Genomic DNA, 18,162 nt, shown 5'->3' with positions numbered 1-18,162 from the left:
TCCGGACGACCGGACCTTTTCTACGCTCTCCTGGTGCGCAATACCTATTCCAGGAAAGTCATCGGGTTGACCGGCGTCGCGTCCTTGCGGACCTCGAAGTGCAGTGACGGGCGCTTGGCGCTGCCGCTCATGCCGGACGTGGCGAGCTGCTGGCCGCGCTGCACCTTCTGCCCGCGCTGGACCTTGAGCGCGTCGGCGTGGCCGTAGACCGTTACCGTGCCGTCGTCATGGCGGACGAGAACCGTGTTGCCGAGCTCCTTGAGACCGTTGCCGGCATAGATGACGACGCCGTTTTCCGCGGCCTTGACCGGCGTGCCGGCCGGAACAGAGATATCGATACCGTCATTGCGCTTGCCGTCGACGTTCGCGCCGTAGCCGGCGACGACCGCCCCCGTGACGGGCCAGCGATATTTGCCGATTCCGGTGGTCTCCGGCGCTTCGTCCTTGGTCGTTGCCGAGGCAACGTCACCGACGGTCTGGGTGGCAGCGGGCGGCTGATAGGCAGCCGGCGTCGCCTTCTTCTCACTGGCGGCCGGGACGGAAGCCGTCGTCAGCGTCGCGTCGGACGGTTTGGCGGAGGCGACCTTCGTTGCGGCGACCGGTGCGGCTCCTGCGGCCGGGATCGTCAGCGCCTGGCCGACACGGATATTGGTCGAGGAGAGGCCGTTCGCAGCCTTCAGGGCATCGATCGGCGTACCGGTTGCCTTGGCGATCCTGGTAAGCGTATCGCCCGGCTTGACGACGTAGCTGCCGCCCTGCCCGGTTCCCGCAACGTTCTTGCCGGTGGCGCCTGCCTGCTGGACCTGAGACTTCTCGCGACTGCCGGGCGCATTCGGCAGAACGGCGACCTTCTGCTCCTGCTGAGGCAGTTGCGCGGGCGCATTGCCCTTCGCCGGTAGAGAGGCGACATCAGCGGAGGCGCGAGCCGCATTTCCACCGAGGCGCGGGATAATCATCAACTGGCCGGGAGCGGCGTCGGATGCCAGGCTGAGGCCATTCGCCTTCAGGATCGCAGCTTCCGGCACACCGAAACGCTTGGAGAGCGTAGCGACCGTCTCACCGGGCCGGAGCGTGACGCGGGATTCGTTTGCGGTCGCCCAGTTGCCGGCCGGCGGATTGCTGCCGGTGGCGAGATCGTCAGTCACCGTCTTCTGTGCGGCGGGGAAAGGCTGCGCCATCGCCTGCTGCCGCCCGGCGTCAGCCGTCGGGGCGGCGAGTTCCGAACGCTGCACGGCGGCCGGCGAGCTTGCCATGCGAGCAACGGAGCCCGAGGCTGCTGGCTGCGCCGGATAGGGCTGGCTCAGCGCCTGCTGACGGGTACCGTAGTCCTGCTGGTAAGACGGCTGAGCGCTCGCAACTTCCATGGTCGGCGTCGGATGTCCGGCTATCCCAACGCCGCCATCACCCCTCTGGGGAATCGAGGCAGTCGTCATCGTGTCCTGGGAAAAGATGGAACTGAAGCGGGTCGCGTCGGAACTGCATCCGGCAACGACACTCGCCAACAGCATCGCACCTGCGATCCGGACGATAGGCAGTTCGGTTTTCAGCGACGAATTCTCACGCATAACTCGACCCACAAAATACTCAACTGGATGTGGGATGATTAAAGCGCGTTAGTGTTACCGCCCGGTTAACTTGCGGGAATCGCAATGAACTATTTGGAAGCGGCGCCTCTTTCAGCGCGTCCCGCAGCTCACAGGTGGGAGGCGACCTTGGGTACGAGCGGCAGGTACGGCACTTCGAAGAGGTCCTCGCGCTCGAAACGGCTGCCGGTCTTGGTCAGCCGCACCATCACGCAGGTCTCCTCCGCCACCATCAACGGCGCCAGAAAGACCCCGCCCGAAACCAGTTGCTCGGCATAGAAGCGCGGCATCGCCGGAAACGCCGCAGTCGAAAGGATGCGGTCGAACGTCCCTTCACCGGGCAAGCCATTGCTGCCATCGGACTGGCGCAGGACAACATTGCGAATGCCGAGCTTTTCGAGCCGGCGTTGCGCGCTGCCGATCAAAGTCTTGTAACGGTCGATCGAGACGACACGCTCGGTGAGCCTGCCGAGCACGGCCGCCATGAAGCCACTGCCGGTGCCGATGTCCAGCACCCGCTGTCCCGGCTTGACGTTCAGCCGGTCGAGGAGACGCAGGGCGAGATCGGCACCCTCCATGAACGCGCCGCACTCGATCGGGATGGTGCGGCTGGAATAGGCCTGATCGGCGAACTGCGGCGGCACGAATGCCGAGCGCGGGGTCTGTTCGACGGCCGTCAAGAGGTCGAGGTCGGAGATTCCTTCGGCACGCAGGCGCAGAACCAGCGCGGCAAAGCCTTCCTTTTCGACCATTGCCGACTTCAATCGCGCACCCCGTAGCCAAGCGCCTGCGCGATCCGATCCTGGGCGCCGTAATCGGTCAGGTCGAGCTTGAGCGGCGTGACCGAAATCTTGTGGTTCTTGACCGCGTGGATATCCGTGCCGTCACGGAAATGCCCCTGGCGCTCGCCGAAGCGCAACCAGTAATAAGGAAAACCGCGGCCGTCCGAGCGCTGCTCGACCGTCAGCCCGAAGTCGAGCTTGCCCTGCGACGTGACGGCGATCCCCTGTACATCCTTCGGCGCACAATTCGGGAAGTTGACGTTGAGCAATGTATCCGGCGTCATCTCGACCGTCATCAGCCTCCGGATGAGATCAGGCGCCAGCGTTTCTGCGGTTTCCCACGGAATGTAGCGCGGCTCCTCCGGCGTATAGGTGTAGCTCTGGCTGAGCGCAATCGAGCGAACGCCCTGGAGCGACCCCTCGATGGCACCGGCAACGGTGCCGGAATAGGTTACGTCGTCGGCAAGGTTCGAGCCTGCATTGACGCCCGAGAGCACGAGATCCGGCTTGGCGTCCATCACCTTGCGGATGCCCATGATCACACAGTCGGTCGGCGTGCCGCGCAGCGCATACCGCCTCTCCGAGACCTTCCGCAGACGTAGCGGTTCGGAAAGAGTCAGCGAATGGGCAAGGCCGCTCTGGTCGGTCTCCGGCGCAACGATCCATACATCATCAGACAGCGCACGGGCGATACGCTCCAGAACCGCAAGTCCTTCGGCGTGGATGCCGTCGTCATTGGTGAGCAGAATGCGCATCCGAACCTCGTTCCGTCACGCGGCCTTCTCGATCCGCTTCAGACCGCCCATGTACGGCAGCAATGCATCGGGGATCGTGATCGAACCGTCTTCGTTCAGGTAGTTTTCCATGACCGCGATCAGGCAGCGTCCGACGGCGACGCCGGAACCGTTCAGCGTGTGGACGAAGGTCGTTCCCTTGTCGTCCTTGCCGCGATAGCGGGCGTTCATCCGGCGCGCCTGGAAGTCGCCACAGACCGAGCAGGAGGAGATTTCGCGGTAGGTGTTCTGGCCCGGCAGCCAGACCTCTATGTCGTAGGTCTTGCGCGCGCCGAAGCCCATGTCGCCAGTGCAGAGCGTCATGGTGCGGAAATGCAGGCCGAGCCGCTTCAACACCTCTTCGGCACAGGCCGTCATGCGCTCGTGCTCGGCAATCGAGCTCTCCGCATCGGTGATCGAGACGAGCTCGCACTTCCAGAACTGGTGCTGCCGCAGCATCCCTCGGGTGTCACGTCCGGCGGAGCCCGCTTCCGAACGGAAGGACGGGGTGAGTGCAGTGAAGCGCAGCGGCAGCTTCTCCTGCTCGAGGATCTCGCCCGAGACCAGATTGGTGAGCGTGACCTCGGCGGTCGGAATCAGCCAGCGCCCGTCCGTGGTCTTGAACAGGTCCTCGGCGAACTTCGGCAGCTGACCGGTGCCGTACATGGCCTCATCGCGCACCATCAGTGGCGAGGAGACTTCGGTGTAGCCGTGCTCGGTGGTGTGGAGATCGAGCATGAACTGACCGAGCGCGCGTTCGAGTTTCGCAAGCTGACTGGTCAGAACCGTGAAGCGCGCGCCAGAAAGCTTGGCGGCCCGCTCGAAATCCATGTAGCCTAACGCTTCGCCAATCTCGTAGTGCTCTTTTGCGGCATGGTTCCAGCCGGGCTTTTCGCCGACGACGCGCTTCACCACGTTGTCGTGCTCGTCCTTGCCGACCGGGACGTCGTCGAGCGGAATATTCGGGATACGCGACAGCGCGTCGGCGAGTTCCGCCGAGACCTGCCGCTCCGCATCCTCGGCAGCCGGCATCGCATCCTTCAGATTCGCCACTTCCGCCTTCAGCTTCTCGGCAAGTTCCATGTTCTTCTGCGCCATCGCGGCGCCGATCTCCTTGGAGGCGGCATTGCGGCGCGACTGCATGTCCTGCAGGCTCTGGACGACGGAGCGGCGTTTCTCGTCGAGCGCAATCAGATGTGCCGCCTGCGGTTCCGCACTGCGCGTTGCCAGCGCCGCGTCAAGAGCCTCGGCGTTTTCACGGATCCATTTGATATCAAGCATTGTCGTTCCAGATCGTGTTGTCTTGGTCGTCGGGCGAGAACGGTCTTAGCGGCGGCACACCAGCCGCCGCATCTCCGAAGCCGGCGACGGAAGGACCGCTGCCGGCGCAGCTCAAACCTTGCCGGCGTCCGCGGACTCGCCCGCCTCGACCAGGGCCGCGGCGTCGCGCTTGCGCTCCACGAGTCGCGCAGCATAGATCGCTACCTCGTAGAGAAGGATCGTGGGCAGCGCAAGGCCGATCTGGGAAAGCGGATCGGGCGGCGTGAGCACGGCGGCGATGATGAAGGCGACGACGACGAAATACTTGCGCTTCGCCGCCAGCCAGGAGCTCTCAAGCAGGCCGACGCGAGCAAGCAAGGTCGTCACCACCGGCAATTGGAAGACGAGCCCGAAGGAGAAGACGAGCGTCATGATGAGGCTCAGATACTCCGACACCTTCGGCATCAGCGAGATTGCGATGCCGTTCTGCTCCGGTGCCTGCTGCATGGCCAGGAAGAACCACATCACCATCGGCGTGAAGAAGAAATAGACGAGCGCGGCACCGATCAGGAACAGGATCGGCGAGGCGATCAGAAACGGTAGGAAGGCCTGACGCTCGTTCTTGTATAGGCCGGGAGCGACGAACTTGTAGATCTGCGCGGCGATCACCGGAAAGGCAATGACCAGCGCCCCGAACATGGAGACCTTCACCTGGGTGAAGAAGAACTCCTGAGGTGCCGTATAGATGAGCTCCGCCTTGGAGACGTCGAGGCCGGCCCAGATCACCGCCCATTTGTAGGGAATGACCAGAAGATTGAAGAGGTCCTTCGCGAAAGCAAAGCAGCCGATAAAGGCGACGAAGAAGGCAACGAGCGACCAGATCAGCCGCGTGCGCAGTTCAATAAGGTGTTCGACGAGCGGCTGCGGCTTGTCTTCGAGATCGCCGCTCATTGGCTATCCTCTTTCTTGGCGGTACGCGGCTTGCGAGCGGCCGGTTTCGCCGCCGTTTCTGCTTTCTTCGAAGCGGAGGCGGTACGCTTGGGCGCCGTCTTTGCGACCGGTGCGGCAGCGGCTTTCTCGCCCTTGGGCTTGGTTGCCCTCTTCGCGGCCGGCTTTGCCTTCTCCTGTCCAGCGGAGACCGCAGTCGGCGCGGAAAGCTCCGGGGGGACGCCCGTCACCGGCGCGGCCATTGGCGGAGCTACGGGTGTGACGGTGCTTTCGCTTGCGACAGTCTCCGGCGACGCCTCCGCCGGCTTCACGTCCGGCGTGGTCGCCTTCTGCAATTCGCTCTTTATCTCGTTGCCGGCCTGCCGCAGCGGGTTGACGGCATCGCGGAGCGCATTCGCAGGATTGAGGCTTCGAACATCGTTGACCGTCTGGCGCAACTCGTCGAGCTCCGCCTCACGCAAAGCCTCATCGAACTGCGCGCGAAATTCACCCGCAGTCTTGCGCAACCGCGCGGTCATCTTTCCGAACGCCCTGATCATCGGCGGCAAGTCCTTCGGCCCCACCACGACGATCAGGATCACGGCGATGACCAGCAGTTCGGTCCAGCCAATATCCAGCATAAATCAGGCTCCTGAAGCCACCGACCCTTGGAGGGACCGCATGCACCCAGGCCGGGAACCGGCCTTATTTCGTTTCGTCGGCCTTGTGCTCTACGGTCTTGCTCGGCGTTTCCGGGGTATCGTCGTCGGACATGCCCTTCTTGAAGCTCTTTATGCCCTTGGCGACATCGCCCATCAGTTCCGGAATCTTGCCGCGGCCAAACAAGAGCAGCACGATCGCCAGAACGATCAGCCAGTGCCACATGCTAAAAGAACCCATTACAAACTCCCTCGGTTTTGCGTTCCATCGATGTAAGATGTTTACGCATCTTTTTCAAATGCCAAAATGTCTCGCGGATCGACCCTCACGGTCACGTCCTTGAGGCCCGGCGGCAAGAGATCGGCGCGGATTCGCGCGCGAACCGGCTGCTCCCGTCCGGGAACTGCAAGCGTCAGCATCTCGACCACGCCGAGAAATCGCCGCGACATGATGCGGGCCGGGATCGGACCGCCTTCGGGCAGCACATGCACGCCCGACAGACGCACCGCGACGGAAACATCACGCCCCTCCGGAATCGTGCCCGCAGAAGCGACACCGAGCGGTGTGTCCACCACCCCGTTCCTCACGACACCGGAGAATTCGTTGATCTCCGAAAAGAAGGCCGCCGCGAAGAGGTCCTTCGGCCGCCGGTAAAGATCATCCGAGGTCCCGACCTGAACCAGCTTTCCGTCGCGCAGAAGGGCAATCCGGTCGGCCATGCGCATGGCTTCCTCGGCATCGTGGGTGACGACAACGGCGGTCGCCCGCGTCTCCCGCAGGATCGCCAGCGTGTCGGCGCGGATCGTGTCCTTCAGGCGGGAATCGAGCCCCGAAAACGGCTCGTCCATCAAGAGCACACCCGGCCGGGGTGCCAGCGCCCGTGCGAGCGCCACACGCTGCTGCTCGCCGCCGGAGAGGACGTGTGGATACTTGTCCGCATAGTGGGCGAGACCGACGCGCTCGAGCGCCAGCATCGCCTCGGCCCTCGCCTCGCCGGCCGGAAGCGCGGTGAGGCCGAAACGGACGTTGTCGATCACGCTCATATGGGGAAACAGCGCGAAGTCCTGAAACATCAAGCCGATGCCGCGCTGTTCGGGCGGCACGAAACCCGATGGCCCCGCCACCTCGCGCTCGTTGAGGAGCAGCCGGCCGGCGGTCTGGACCTCGATGCCTGCGGCAATGCGCAGCAGGGTCGTCTTGCCCGATCCGGAAGGACCGAGCAGGCAGAGCACCTCTCCCGCTTCGGCGGCGAGTGTCACGCCGCGAATGGTTTCCTTGCCGTGATAGCTGTGACGGATGTCCTCGAAGCTCAGGCGGGCCGCAAAGGTCACACCGGCCGTGCGTCTGGCGCTGCCTCGGGGTGCGATTGCCGTGTTCGAATTCATTCCACCGTCCGAGCGGTTGCGCTCTTTGCCGTTACGGCGGCCTTACGGCTGCCCGCAAATCCGGGCGCAACCCGTTGCAGTTCAAAACATGAACCTATTCGTCCGGTTCACCACCCGGTGTCAAGAGGCCGAGTTCCTCCAGATCAAGCTGCGTGATCGGATCCTCGTCCTCGGTCAGGTCGTCGCCGACCGCAGGAATGGCGATGTTGAAGTTGGCGGGTATGCGGCCGGAAAGTAGGCCCGCTCCCTTCAGTTCCTCGAGGCCGGGCAGATCGCGAAGCTCCTCGAGCCCGAAATGATCGAGAAAATCACGCGTGGTGCCGAGCGTTACCGGCCGCCCCGGCGAGCGCCGCCGTCCGCGGAAACGAACCCAGCCCGCCTCCATCAGCACGTCGAGGGTTCCCTTCGACGTCTGGACGCCCCGGATATCCTCGATCTCAGCGCGCGTCACCGGCTGGTGGTACGCGATGATCGCCAGGACTTCGAGCGCGGCGCGGGAGAGCTTCTTCGCCTCGCTTTCCTCCTTGCGGATGACGAAGGAGATGTCCGCGGCGGTGCGGAAGGCCCAATGGTCGCCGATCTGCACGAGGTTCACACCGCGAACGGCATATTCGACCTTCAGAGTCTGCATCAGCGCCGTCACATTCGTGCCACGCGGCAGTCGATCCGCCAGAAACTTCTCCGAGACGGGCTCGGCGGATGCGAACACCAGTGCTTCGGCGATCCTCAGGGCTTCGCGTTCGGCACGGTCGCGTTCGGGCGTGAATTCCTCGTCGTCGCCGAGATCCAACCGCTCCTCCTGCAAGGCCTCCACCATCGCGCTTACTCCGACGATGCGAGTTCGGCGGCCCGCGGGCCACCGCGCATGTAGATCGGCGCGAAGGCCCCCTCCTGGCGGATTTCGAGCCGGCCCTCGCGGACAAGCTCCAGCGAGGCCGCAAAGGCACTCGCAATCGCCGTCACCCGTTCCTCGGGCGTCGTCGCATAGCGCAGAAGATACTGGTCGAGCGTCGTCCAGTCGCCGATCTCGCCGATCATTCGCGTCAATATGGCGCGGGCATCGGCCAGCGACCAGACGCGGCGCCGTTCGATCGTCACCTGGGTGATCGACTGGCGCTGGCGCAACGCTGCATAGGCCGTCAACAAGTCGTAGAGCGTCGCCTCGTAGGCGGATTCGACCCGCGTCGGCACATGTTCGGGCGCACCGCGCGCATAGACATCACGACCGAGGCGGTTGCGGTTAATGAGGCGCGTCGCCGCTTCGCGCATCGCCTCCAGCCGCTTGAGCCGAAAGGCAAGCGTTGCGGCCATTTCCTCGCCAGAAGGACCGTCGTCCTTCGCCTGCTGTGGGATCAGGAGGCGCGATTTCAGGTAGGCGAGCCAAGCCGCCATCACCAGATAGTCGGCGGCCAGCTCGATGCGGATGCGGCGGGCGGTCTCGATGAATTCGAGATACTGTTCGGCGAGTGCCAGAACGGAAATCCGCGAGAGGTCGACCTTTTGGTTGCGGGCGAGATAGAGCAGCAGGTCGAGCGGGCCTTCGAAGCCCTGCACGTCTATGACGAGCGCCGGTTCGCCGGACAGGCGTTCGGAATCGGCTTCCTGCCACAGCTTGTCCATCGGCATGGCGGCGGACGCGCCCTGCGCTCCGGCTCGCTGACGGTCGACCGGAACCTGTCCGGGGCGGCCGTTCATGCCGACGCCCTCAGGCTCTCGAACTCCTCACGCAATGCGACCTCGTCCGCCTCTCCCACTGACGCCAAAGCCGCTTCGACAGCGGCGGCCCGTTCACGAGACCTGCCGGCAAGCGGCGGAACCTGCGCGGCGACCGCCCGCATTTCCTCCATCACGCCATTGCAGTGAAGGACGATGTCGCCACCACCGGCGACGATCGCCGCCGCGCGTTCGCCGAGCGTGCCTTTGAGCGCGTTCATCGAGGAATCGTCCGAGATCAGCAGACCGTCGAAGCCAATGCGGCCACGGATGACGTCTTCGATCACTTTACGGGAGGTCGAGGCCGGGTGATCTGGATCGACCGCCGTGTAGACCACATGGGCGCTCATCGCCATGAGCTCGTTCCTGAGCCGCCTGAACGGCGCAAAGTCATGGGCTTCCAGTTCCGAAAGGCTGGTCGTCACCACCGGCAGTTCGTGGTGGGAGTCCGCCATGCCGCGGCCGTGGCCGGGGATATGCTTCATGACCGGCAGCACGCCGCCGGACCTGAGCCCCGCCGCCGCCGCCTCGCCCATTTCACCGACCGTCACCGGATCGGTTCCGTAGGCACGATCGCCGATAACGCTGCTTGCCCCCTCCACCGGCACGTCGAGCACCGGCAGGCAGTCGACGTTGATGCCGAGTCTAAGAAGATCGAAGGCGTGAAGCCGCGACATCAGCCAGGCGGCGCGCAGTCCCTGGCCGCGGTCGCGGCGGTAGATATCCCCCAGCACGGCGGCGGAAGGATAACGCGGGGCGATCGGCTCGCGGATACGCTGGACGCGGCCGCCTTCCTGGTCGATCAGCACCGGCGCGTTGCGTCCGCCGACCGTTTCGCGCATTTCCGCGACCAGATCCCCGATCTGCGAAGGCTCGGACAGATTGCGGGCGAAGACGATGAAGCCCCAGGGCTGCTCGTCCCGGTAGAAGGCCTTTTCGTCGGCGGTCAGCTTCAGGCCGCTGCAGCCCAGGATCATCGCTTTGTTGGTGCTCATGCCCGAATCATAAGAGGCGCGGGTGAAAAGCCGAAGCGCCGCGCAAGGTCATGCACAAGAAAAATGGCGGAAACACGGGGTTTCCGCCATCTCATCATGGAATTTTCGGGTTCGGGCCCTACTTCGCCACCAGGCAGGTGCCGCCGGCCGCCCTGTAACGCTCGCAAAGGGCGACGGCTTCGTCCTTGCTCCCGCCTGCAATACGGACCCGATAATAGGTCCCCTTGCCGGCAATCTCCGCCTTCTTGATCTCGTAGGCACGACCGCCGATCACGTTTCCGAACTTCGCCGAGAGATTCTTGTAGGATCTCTGCGCATCCGCTTCCGAAGGCAGCGAGGCGATCTGGATCACGTAACCGCCGGCAGGCACTGCCGGGGCGGCCGCAGCGTCGGGTGAAGCCGCCGCGGTTTCGACCGGCTTCACGTTGCCGCGTTCGGTCACCGTGCTTACCACGTTGACCGGTTGTTCTGCCGGGCGTGCCGTCGGAACCGGAGCGGAGACTGCCGGAGCGGCGGTCGTCTCCGCGGGTACAGGTTCCGCGGGCGTTTCGGCCGCAGGCGTCGTGGCGCCGGCGGCAGGTTGCGGAGTGACCGGTGCTGCAAGTTCGGCAACAGTCTGCTGCTGGTTCGCCGCATCCGAGGGCGCGGCGGCCGCAACCGGGACTTGCCCGACGGGTTCCGTCGTCGGCGGAGCAAGCGCCGGCGCCGCCGGAGCCTCAGCCGTTGTTGCTTCGGTCGCAGGCTGTTCGACTTCCTGCGCCACCAGCGTTCCATCCGGACGGACAATCATCGTCCGCACCTTGCGCGGCGCGATCGTCACGGGGTCGCTGGTGCTGCCTGCGGCCTGCTGGTCCGCAGACTGATCGCTCGGCAACAGTCGCGGGTCTTCCGTTTCGCCGACCGGCGTCGGCATGGCATCGGGCTCGTTTTCACCCTCGAGCGGCAAGGTCTCCGGAATCAGCGTCTTCTGGACGACATCGACCGGCTCCTCGCTCGAGGAGATCAGGCTCGGCTGCTTGGGATCGTCGACGGCGGCGCCGGCGACCCTGTCGTAGACAGCCTTGTCCTGGTTCGGCACCGTCTTGCCGCCCTTGTCCTCCGGAACCACCTTGACCGGCTCCTTGTCGGCGGCGATGACGACCGGCTCGCCCGAGCCGAGAACGGACGATTCCGACCCCGTCATCCAGGCATAGAGACCACCGCCGGCCAAGAGCACCAGCACGCCGGCGGCGGAGGCAGCCAGGAGCCGGGCGCGGGAAGGCCGCGGTTCATCGTAATCAAACTCTTCAGCGGCCGATTGGAGCGGAATGCGGTTGACGGCGCCGGCAAAACCCTTCTCGCCCTCGTAGGAGCGTTTGAGGTCCTGTTCGAGTGCCTTTTCGAACGCCTCGAAATCGTCGGCGATCGCCGGCGCGGCAGCAGCCGCCGGGGCCGCAGCCGGCTGTGCGGCAGCAGGTGCCGCTGCGGCGGCGGGAACGACCGCCTCGCTCAGAAGCGACGCCAGCTCGGTATCGATGTCGAGTTCGTAGTCGTGGCGCGGAGCGACAGGTTCCTTGTGTTCGTGAACCGGAATCTCCGGCACGTCGAGGACCGCGATTGTTTCGGGATTTTCATCCTGTTCGGCGATTTCCGAAAGGTCGAAGGGCAATTCCTCGTCCTCCGGCATCGCCGGCATGACGCTGGCAGGTGCAGTGACGAAAGCCGGGACCGGAGCGGCGGCAGCAGCCGGAGCGACCGCAGGTCTTGCGGTTTCAGCCGGTGCAGGCGGCGCCACAGCGGCCGCGGGCTCGCCACGAAGGCTCTCGGCGTCGACAGGCTTCTCTGCTTCCGGCTCTACCTCGAGGTCCGAGAAATCGAGTTCGATGTCGTCGAGATCGAGTTCGAACGCGCCATCAGCGAAGGGATCGAACACATCCTCGTCGATGGCCGCCGAGGGCGCGGCAGCCGTCGCCGCCGGTTCGGCAGCGGCCTGCGGAACGGGCCGGGACTGGTCCTCGTCGGCGGCAAGCTCGTCTGCAAAGGAGAAAGAGAAATCGGGTTCCGCCCGCGCAGCAGGTGTCGTGGAAACCGGCGGGCGCTCAGGCACTGCAACGGCCGGTGCGTCGTAGCCCGGTGTACCGGCGGAAAACACGTCAAAGTCAGAAACAGGCGACGGCTGCTCGGTCGCGTGACCGTCGGATTCAGCACGTTCGATCGTCTGCAGCCCGGTGCCGGACATCCAGTTCGATGTCTCGACCGGACTCAAGCGCGGCGCCTCGTCCACTGCGGCGGCCACAGGTTCTTCGCGCTCGATCGCGAATGAGGGCTCCACTCGGGGGGCAGAAGGTTGAGGGACGTGGAAGTTCGCAAGTGGCAACCTCAGGCGAGGTTCCGCTTCGCTTCTGGGCCAGACCGGTTCGACGGGAGCGGCGGATACCGCCATCTCGAGTTCGTCGGCGAGGTCGGCGGAAATCGTCTCGGCGGCTTCGGGGACAAAGGCCTGCTCAGCATTGCGGAGGGCATCTTCGGCCTCCGCCAGCACGGCCTCGTTTGCTCCGGCCGTGTGCAGCTCGAGTTCCTCGCCTTCCTCGATCGCATCGAGAACCGGCACAGCCTCTTCGACAACCGGAATGACGTCGACCGGCGCCATCGGCGTGTCGACCTGCGGAACGACAGGCTGACCACGTTCGTAGTTTTCGAACTCCCGCAGCAGCTCGTCTTCCAGACTGAACGGACGGTCGACCGATGGAACCGGGATGGCGCGGCTCTCGACGATCTGCGGTTCGCGCGGCACGTCGCGAGCGGCGGGCGGCTCGAAGCCGACAATCCGGGCCAGCTCCGCCAACGGATCGTCGTCAGCGAAGTCTTCACCGCCCAGTCGACTGTTGAATGCGGCTTGTTTCTGTACCATTACCTAGTTCCACTCACTAACGCGACTACACGCCATGCCAGTGCTTTGTGGGGAAATGGTGACAATACTATCGCATTTCAACCGGAGCATCAGTGCCCGTAATGGTCAGTCCGGACTTCAGAACAGAGGCGACAGCACGCACCAGCCCAAGCCTGGCGATGCTCAATTCTCGGTTCTTATCGTTAACAAATCGTAATTCCGGCTGATCCTTGCCTTTATTCCAGTGCGCGTGGAAAGAACTGGCGAGATCATAGAGGTAAAACGCGACGCGATGAGGCTCCTGCGACAGTGCCGCACCTTCGATCACGCGCGGATATTCGGCAAGCTTCGCAACCAACTGCAGCTCGGCCGGATCCTCGATCATCCCCTTCACTGCGGACGACAGATCGAGCCCGTCGAAGTCGATATCGGGGAATGCTTCCTTTGCCTGGCGGAACACCGACATGCAGCGGGCGTGCGCATACTGCACGTAGAAGACCGGATTGTCCTTCGACTGTTCCGTCACCTTGGCAAAGTCGAAGTCCAGCGGCTCGCTGTTCTTGCGGTAAAGCATCATGAAGCGGACGGAATCCCGGCCGACTTCCTCGACGACGTCGCGCAGCGTCACGAAGTCTCCCGACCGCTTGGACATCTTCACCGGCTCGCCGTCGCGGTAGAGCTTCACGAGCTGGCAGAGAAGAACGGTCAGTTTCGTCTTGCCACCCGAGACTGCGCGCGCGACCGCTTCCAGGCGCTTGACGTACCCGCCGTGGTCAGCGCCGAGCACATAGATCATCTCGTCGTAACCGCGATCGAACTTGTCCTTGAAGTAGGCGACGTCGGCGGCGAAGTAAGTATAGCTGCCGTCGGACTTCATCAGCGGCCGGTCGATGTCGTCACCGACTTCGGTGGAGCGAAAGAGCGTCTGCTCGCGATCCTCCCAGTCCTCCGGGAGTTGCCCCTTCGGCGGCGGCAGGGTTCCGCGGTAGACGTGGCCCTTGAAGGTCAGATCGTTGATCGCCGTGCGGATCGCCGCCGCGCCATTGGCGTGCAGCGTGCGCTCCGAGAAGAAGATGTCATGGTGGACGTTGAGTTCGGCGAGATCCTCCCGGATCATCGCCATCATGGCGTCGATCGCCTTGTCCTTGACGATCTGCAGCCACTGCTCTTCCGGCATGTTGTGGAGCTTGACTCCGTATTCCTCCGCCAACGCCTTGCCGACCGGAACCAGGTAGTCCCCCGGATAGAGGCCGGCCGGGATCTCGCCGATGTCCTCGCCCACGGCTTCGCGATAGCGCAGGAACACGGAGCGAGCCAGCACCTCGATCTGCGCGCCGGCGTCGTTGATGTAGTACTCCTTGGCGACTTCGTAGCCCGCGAACTGCAGGAGATTGGCGAGCGCGTCGCCGACCACCGCGCCGCGGCAATGGCCGACATGCATCGGACCGGTCGGGTTCGCCGAGACGTATTCGACATTCACCTTGCGGCCCGCGCCGACCGAAGAGCGTCCGAAGTCGATTCCTTCAGCGATCATAGCGGAGAGCAACCGCTGCCAGTACGCCGTCGACAGGCGGATATTGATGAAGCCGGGCCCCGCGACGGAGACTTCGGAAATGTCCTCGTCTTCCTTCAGCTTCTCGCAGATAATCTCGGCAAGAGCACGAGGATTCGTCGCCAGCGGCTTCGACAACACCATCGCCGCATTCGTCGCAGCATCACCGTGGCTCGCATCGCGCGGCGGCTCGACGACAATTCGTCCGAAGTCAAGCGAGGAACGCTTTTCCTTCACGATTTCTAATGTTTCTAGTGCGTTCTTAATTCTTGTTTCGAAGTCTGCGAAAAGATTCATCGTCGTTTTCCACGCCGGAAGCCACGAGCTCCGGTTATGTACGGGGGAATTTGCTGGCCGCTGCCTAGCGCAAATCGGGAGTCCGGTCAAACAGACGGCGGTGGGCGTTGACCGCATAGGTGTCGGTCATACCCGCCAGATAGTCGCCCACGTGACGGGCCTTGGCCGGCTGGTCGAGTCCGGCGATGTGGTCGACCCAGTAGTGGCTGCTCATCAGCGACGAATCTCGCATGTAAGCATGAAAGAGATCGGTGACGATCTGGGCCGCGCCGGCGCGGATGCGCATGATGTCGGGATGACGGTAGATGCGGCTGAACAGAAGGCGCTTGATCTGCCGGTCGGTCTCGGCCATTTCCGCGGAGAAGGTCGCGATCACGCGGTCGGCGTGGCGAACATCCGCCGCACAGCCGGGCTTGATCTCCCGCAGACGTTCTTGTGCGACAGAGATCACGTCCTCCACCATCCGGGTGATCTGTCGGCGTGTGATCTCGTGGGTGAAGCGGCTCGACTCCAGCCGCGGGTAGAGACCATGCACTTCCGCCATCAATCCTGCGAGGAAAGGCACGTCCTCCAGCATTTCGAAGGTCAGGTAGCCGGAGCGCAATCCGTCGTCGATGTCGTGCGTGTTATAGGCGATATCGTCGGCAATCGCCGCCACCTGCGCCTCAAGGCTGGCGAAAGTGTCGATTTCGAGATCGTGAAGCTCGCAATAGTCACGGATCGGCTTCGGGACGGGTCCGCGCGTCCCCTCGCCCTGCGACGTCAGGAGCGGCCCGTTGTGTTTGACCAGTCCCTCAAGCGTCTCCCAGGTCAGGTTCAGCCCGTCGAATTCGGCATAGCGGCGCTCGAGTTTCGTCACGATCCTCAGCGACTGCGCATTGTGGTCGAAACCGCCGTACGGCTTCAGCACGTCGTGAAGCGCATCCTCGCCCGTGTGTCCGAAAGGCGTATGGCCGAAGTCGTGCACCAGCGCCACGCCCTCGGCGAGGTCCTCGTCCAGCCTGAGGGCTCTGGCGAGCGCGCGGGCGATCTGGGCGACCTCGATCGTATGAGTGAGCCGCGTCCTGTAGTGATCGCTGTCCGTTCCGATGAAGACCTGCGTCTTGTGCTTCAGCCGCCGAAAGGCCGTCGTGTGGACGATGCGGTCGCGGTCGCGCTGGAAGTCGGAGCGCGTCGGACTGCTCAATTCGGCAAACAGCCGCCCGCGGGACGACCAAGGGTCGGCCGCATAGACCGCCCGCTCACCGGTGCCGAAACCCAACGCAGTCCTGTCGATCGTCATCGTCCGTTCCGTCTCATCCCCATTGACGCCCGTTGCCCGCCTTCATACCTATAGCAGATGATCCCGCAAGCATGAGAGCGTGCCGGGAGCCGATTTGCCGGCAAAATGAGGCGGACGGACCCCGCTTCCCGCCGGCGGCCGGGATCAACCATCGATTTTCCACGGGCCTTGAACCCGTCAGGAGGACAAATGAGCGAATCGACCATCACCCTCTCCGACGCCGCAGCGAAGAGGATCGCGGCCGTGGTTGCCGCCGAACAGGACAAGCGCGCCCTGCGCGTCTCCGTCGAAGGAGGAGGCTGCTCCGGCTTTTCCTACAAGTTCGACCTCGAAGGCGCGCCGGAATCCGACGATCTCGTCATCACCAAGGACGGTGCGACAGTCGTCATCGATCCGATCTCGCTCGTCTACATGACCGGTTCGGAGATCGACTTCGTCGACAACCTGCTCGGCCAGTCCTTCCAGATCAAGAATCCGAACGCGGTGGCCAGTTGCGGCTGCGGGACCAGTTTTTCGATCTAGTTTCGCGAATACCGCTGTGAAGACCGGCCGGGCTCTACCCCGGCCGGCTTGTCGTTGTCAGTGACCTCCATCGCCGGCCATGGCAGCCTTGCGCACTTCCGCTTCGCTGGCGGAAGAGGTCCCGTTGAAGAAGACATTCAGTACCACGGCCGAGATCGAGGCCAAAAGGATGCCGGAATCGATCAGCGGATGAATGCTATGCGGCATCCACTGCTTGAAGTTCGGCGCGACCAGCGGGATCATGCCGAACCCGATGGATATCGCGACGACGAATAGATTGTTGCGGCTGGTCTTAAAGTCCACGCCCGAAAGGATCCGGATCCCGGTCGCGGCGACCATGCCGAACATGACCAAACCGGCGCCGCCGAGGACGACGGTTGGCAACGATTCCACCAGCGCCGCCATTTTCGGAAGCAGACCGAGGACGATCAGAATCACCCCGCCCGCGACGCAGACGAAACGCGATTTGACGCCGGTGACGCCAACGAGGCCGACATTCTGCGAGAAGCTCGTATACGGGAAAGTGTTGAAGATGCCGCCGATCAGGGTGCCGAGGCCGTCGGAGCGAAGGCCCGCCGCCAGCATCGGTTGAGTGACCGGCTTGCCGGTCATCTCACCGAGGGCCAGAAACATTCCGGTCGACTCGATCATGACGACAAGCATGACGATGGTCATGGTGACGATCAGGACCGGGTCGAAGATCGGCATACCGAAATGAAAGGGAAGGACCGGTGCAAACCAGGCGGCACTCGCCACCTTGTCGAAAGTCATCATGCCCGTGGCTGCGGTAAGGATACCGCCGATAACGATGCCGAGGAGCACGGAAATATTGGCGACGAAACCCTTGGCGAAACGTGCGATCAGCAGGATCGATGCCAATACGACGGCCGAGACAGAGATCCCCGACAGGGGAGCATAAGCCGCATTGGGTACACTCGCCGCAAGGCCGAGCTTCGGCGGGATTTCGGGGATCGCGCCGGCACTGGCCGCCGCCAGGGTCTTGATGTCCTCGAGCCATTTGGCGTGCGCTGGATCGACAAGGCTTGGCGCCGTCGGCCCGAACGGATTTCCGAAGATCCAGTTGATGCCGATCTTCATCAGCGAAACGCCGATGATAAGGATGATCGTGCCGGTTACGACCGGCGGGAAAAAGCGCAGCAGGCGGCTGACCAGCGGTGCGATCAGCATGGCGACTATGCCGGCACCGATGATTGACCCGAATATGAGGCGTGCGCCATCGGCACCGCCCGAGAGATCGGCGATCGAGACCATCGGACCGACCGACGCGAACGTAACGCCCATCATCACCGGCAGGCGGATGCCGAACCACTGGGTGACGCCGAGCGACTGAATCAATGTAACGATGCCGCAGGCGAAGAGGTCTGCGGAGATCAGAAAGGCGACGTCTTCCGGCGGCAGCTTCAACGCGCGGCCGATGATCAGCGGTACGGCGATGGCACCGGCATACATGACAAGAACGTGCTGCAGACCGAGTGTCGCGAGCCGCGACATCGGCAGCACTTCGTCGACAGGATGCGTCTTCGTACTGACATTTGGCATGA

Annotated in this window: 16 protein-coding genes; 1 reads left to right on the top strand and 15 read right to left on the bottom strand. The window is 63.7% G+C overall.

The genetic code is table 11. From position 1 onward, the window contains the following. Positions 1-44: 44 nt before the first annotated feature. The 14 genes from ACM6UT_RS20525 to ACM6UT_RS20460 all read right to left on the bottom strand — a co-directional run bounded on the left by ACM6UT_RS20525 (position 45) and on the right by ACM6UT_RS20460 (position 16,078). A complete protein-coding gene (locus ACM6UT_RS20525) occupies positions 45-1,565 on the bottom strand; it encodes a peptidoglycan DD-metalloendopeptidase family protein (protein ID WP_416799199.1) in 1,521 nt (506 codons plus the stop codon). A 128-nt stretch (positions 1,566-1,693) separates the two neighbouring features. After that, complete coding sequence (locus tag ACM6UT_RS20520) at positions 1,694-2,335, bottom strand: protein-L-isoaspartate(D-aspartate) O-methyltransferase (RefSeq protein ID WP_416799198.1); 642 nt, start codon at positions 2,333-2,335, stop codon at positions 1,694-1,696. Positions 2,336-2,343: 8 nt separating this feature from the next. Beyond that, positions 2,344-3,120 carry a 5'/3'-nucleotidase SurE gene (gene surE / locus ACM6UT_RS20515; protein WP_416799197.1) on the bottom strand — a complete coding sequence of 259 codons (777 nt, stop codon included), beginning with the start codon at positions 3,118-3,120 and terminating at the stop codon, positions 2,344-2,346. A gap of 15 nt (positions 3,121-3,135) precedes the next feature. Further along, the gene (gene serS / locus ACM6UT_RS20510) at positions 3,136-4,419 is read right to left on the bottom strand and encodes a serine--tRNA ligase (RefSeq protein WP_416799196.1); all 1,284 of its coding nucleotides are present in this window, start codon (positions 4,417-4,419) and stop codon (positions 3,136-3,138) included. A 111-nt stretch (positions 4,420-4,530) separates the two neighbouring features. Further along, positions 4,531-5,349 (bottom strand): twin-arginine translocase subunit TatC, encoded by an 819-nt coding sequence (tatC, locus tag ACM6UT_RS20505; protein ID WP_416799195.1) that lies wholly within the window; start codon positions 5,347-5,349, stop codon positions 4,531-4,533. Further along, the gene (gene tatB, locus ACM6UT_RS20500) at positions 5,346-5,966 is read right to left on the bottom strand and encodes a Sec-independent protein translocase protein TatB (protein WP_416799194.1); all 621 of its coding nucleotides are present in this window, start codon (positions 5,964-5,966) and stop codon (positions 5,346-5,348) included. The genes tatC and tatB overlap by 4 nt, the downstream gene beginning before the upstream one ends. A 64-nt stretch (positions 5,967-6,030) precedes the next feature. After that, positions 6,031-6,225 (bottom strand): twin-arginine translocase TatA/TatE family subunit, encoded by a 195-nt coding sequence (locus ACM6UT_RS20495; protein ID WP_129331076.1) that lies wholly within the window; start codon positions 6,223-6,225, stop codon positions 6,031-6,033. Positions 6,226-6,266: 41 nt separating this feature from the next. Next, positions 6,267-7,370 (bottom strand): ABC transporter ATP-binding protein, encoded by a 1,104-nt coding sequence (locus tag ACM6UT_RS20490; RefSeq protein WP_416799193.1) that lies wholly within the window; start codon positions 7,368-7,370, stop codon positions 6,267-6,269. A gap of 94 nt (positions 7,371-7,464) precedes the next feature. Next, positions 7,465-8,187 (bottom strand): SMC-Scp complex subunit ScpB, encoded by a 723-nt coding sequence (gene scpB / locus ACM6UT_RS20485; RefSeq protein ID WP_416799192.1) that lies wholly within the window; start codon positions 8,185-8,187, stop codon positions 7,465-7,467. 5 nt (positions 8,188-8,192) lie between these two features. Further along, the gene (locus ACM6UT_RS20480; RefSeq protein ID WP_416799218.1) at positions 8,193-8,996 is read right to left on the bottom strand and encodes a segregation and condensation protein A; all 804 of its coding nucleotides are present in this window, start codon (positions 8,994-8,996) and stop codon (positions 8,193-8,195) included. A 65-nt stretch (positions 8,997-9,061) separates the two neighbouring features. Continuing rightward, positions 9,062-10,078: a beta-N-acetylhexosaminidase gene (gene nagZ, locus ACM6UT_RS20475; RefSeq protein WP_416799191.1), complete on the bottom strand. Its 1,017-nt coding sequence runs from the start codon at positions 10,076-10,078 to the stop codon at positions 9,062-9,064. A gap of 118 nt (positions 10,079-10,196) precedes the next feature. Beyond that, positions 10,197-12,968 (bottom strand): SPOR domain-containing protein, encoded by a 2,772-nt coding sequence (locus tag ACM6UT_RS20470; protein ID WP_416799190.1) that lies wholly within the window; start codon positions 12,966-12,968, stop codon positions 10,197-10,199. Between the two features lie 67 nt (positions 12,969-13,035). Next, positions 13,036-14,796: an arginine--tRNA ligase gene (gene argS, locus ACM6UT_RS20465; protein WP_416799189.1), complete on the bottom strand. Its 1,761-nt coding sequence runs from the start codon at positions 14,794-14,796 to the stop codon at positions 13,036-13,038. A 64-nt stretch (positions 14,797-14,860) separates the two neighbouring features. Next, positions 14,861-16,078, bottom strand: coding sequence for a deoxyguanosinetriphosphate triphosphohydrolase (locus tag ACM6UT_RS20460; RefSeq protein ID WP_416799188.1), 1,218 nt, complete (start codon positions 16,076-16,078; stop codon positions 14,861-14,863). A gap of 189 nt (positions 16,079-16,267) precedes the next feature. On the opposite strand from ACM6UT_RS20460, the gene erpA reads away from it, so the two are divergent. Then, positions 16,268-16,600: an iron-sulfur cluster insertion protein ErpA gene (gene erpA / locus ACM6UT_RS20455; RefSeq protein ID WP_416799187.1), complete on the top strand. Its 333-nt coding sequence runs from the start codon at positions 16,268-16,270 to the stop codon at positions 16,598-16,600. Positions 16,601-16,657: 57 nt separating this feature from the next. Here erpA and ACM6UT_RS20450 read toward each other — a convergent pair whose 3' ends face one another. Then, positions 16,658-18,160 carry a nucleobase:cation symporter-2 family protein gene (locus tag ACM6UT_RS20450; protein ID WP_416799186.1) on the bottom strand — a complete coding sequence of 501 codons (1,503 nt, stop codon included), beginning with the start codon at positions 18,158-18,160 and terminating at the stop codon, positions 16,658-16,660. Between the last annotated feature and the right edge of the window lie 2 nt (positions 18,161-18,162).

The sequence above is a fragment of the Ciceribacter azotifigens genome (genome assembly GCF_048159625.1).
In the GTDB taxonomy this organism is placed as follows: domain Bacteria; phylum Pseudomonadota; class Alphaproteobacteria; order Rhizobiales; family Rhizobiaceae; genus Allorhizobium; species Allorhizobium azotifigens.
This window is presented reverse-complemented; position numbering and strand designations above follow the sequence as displayed.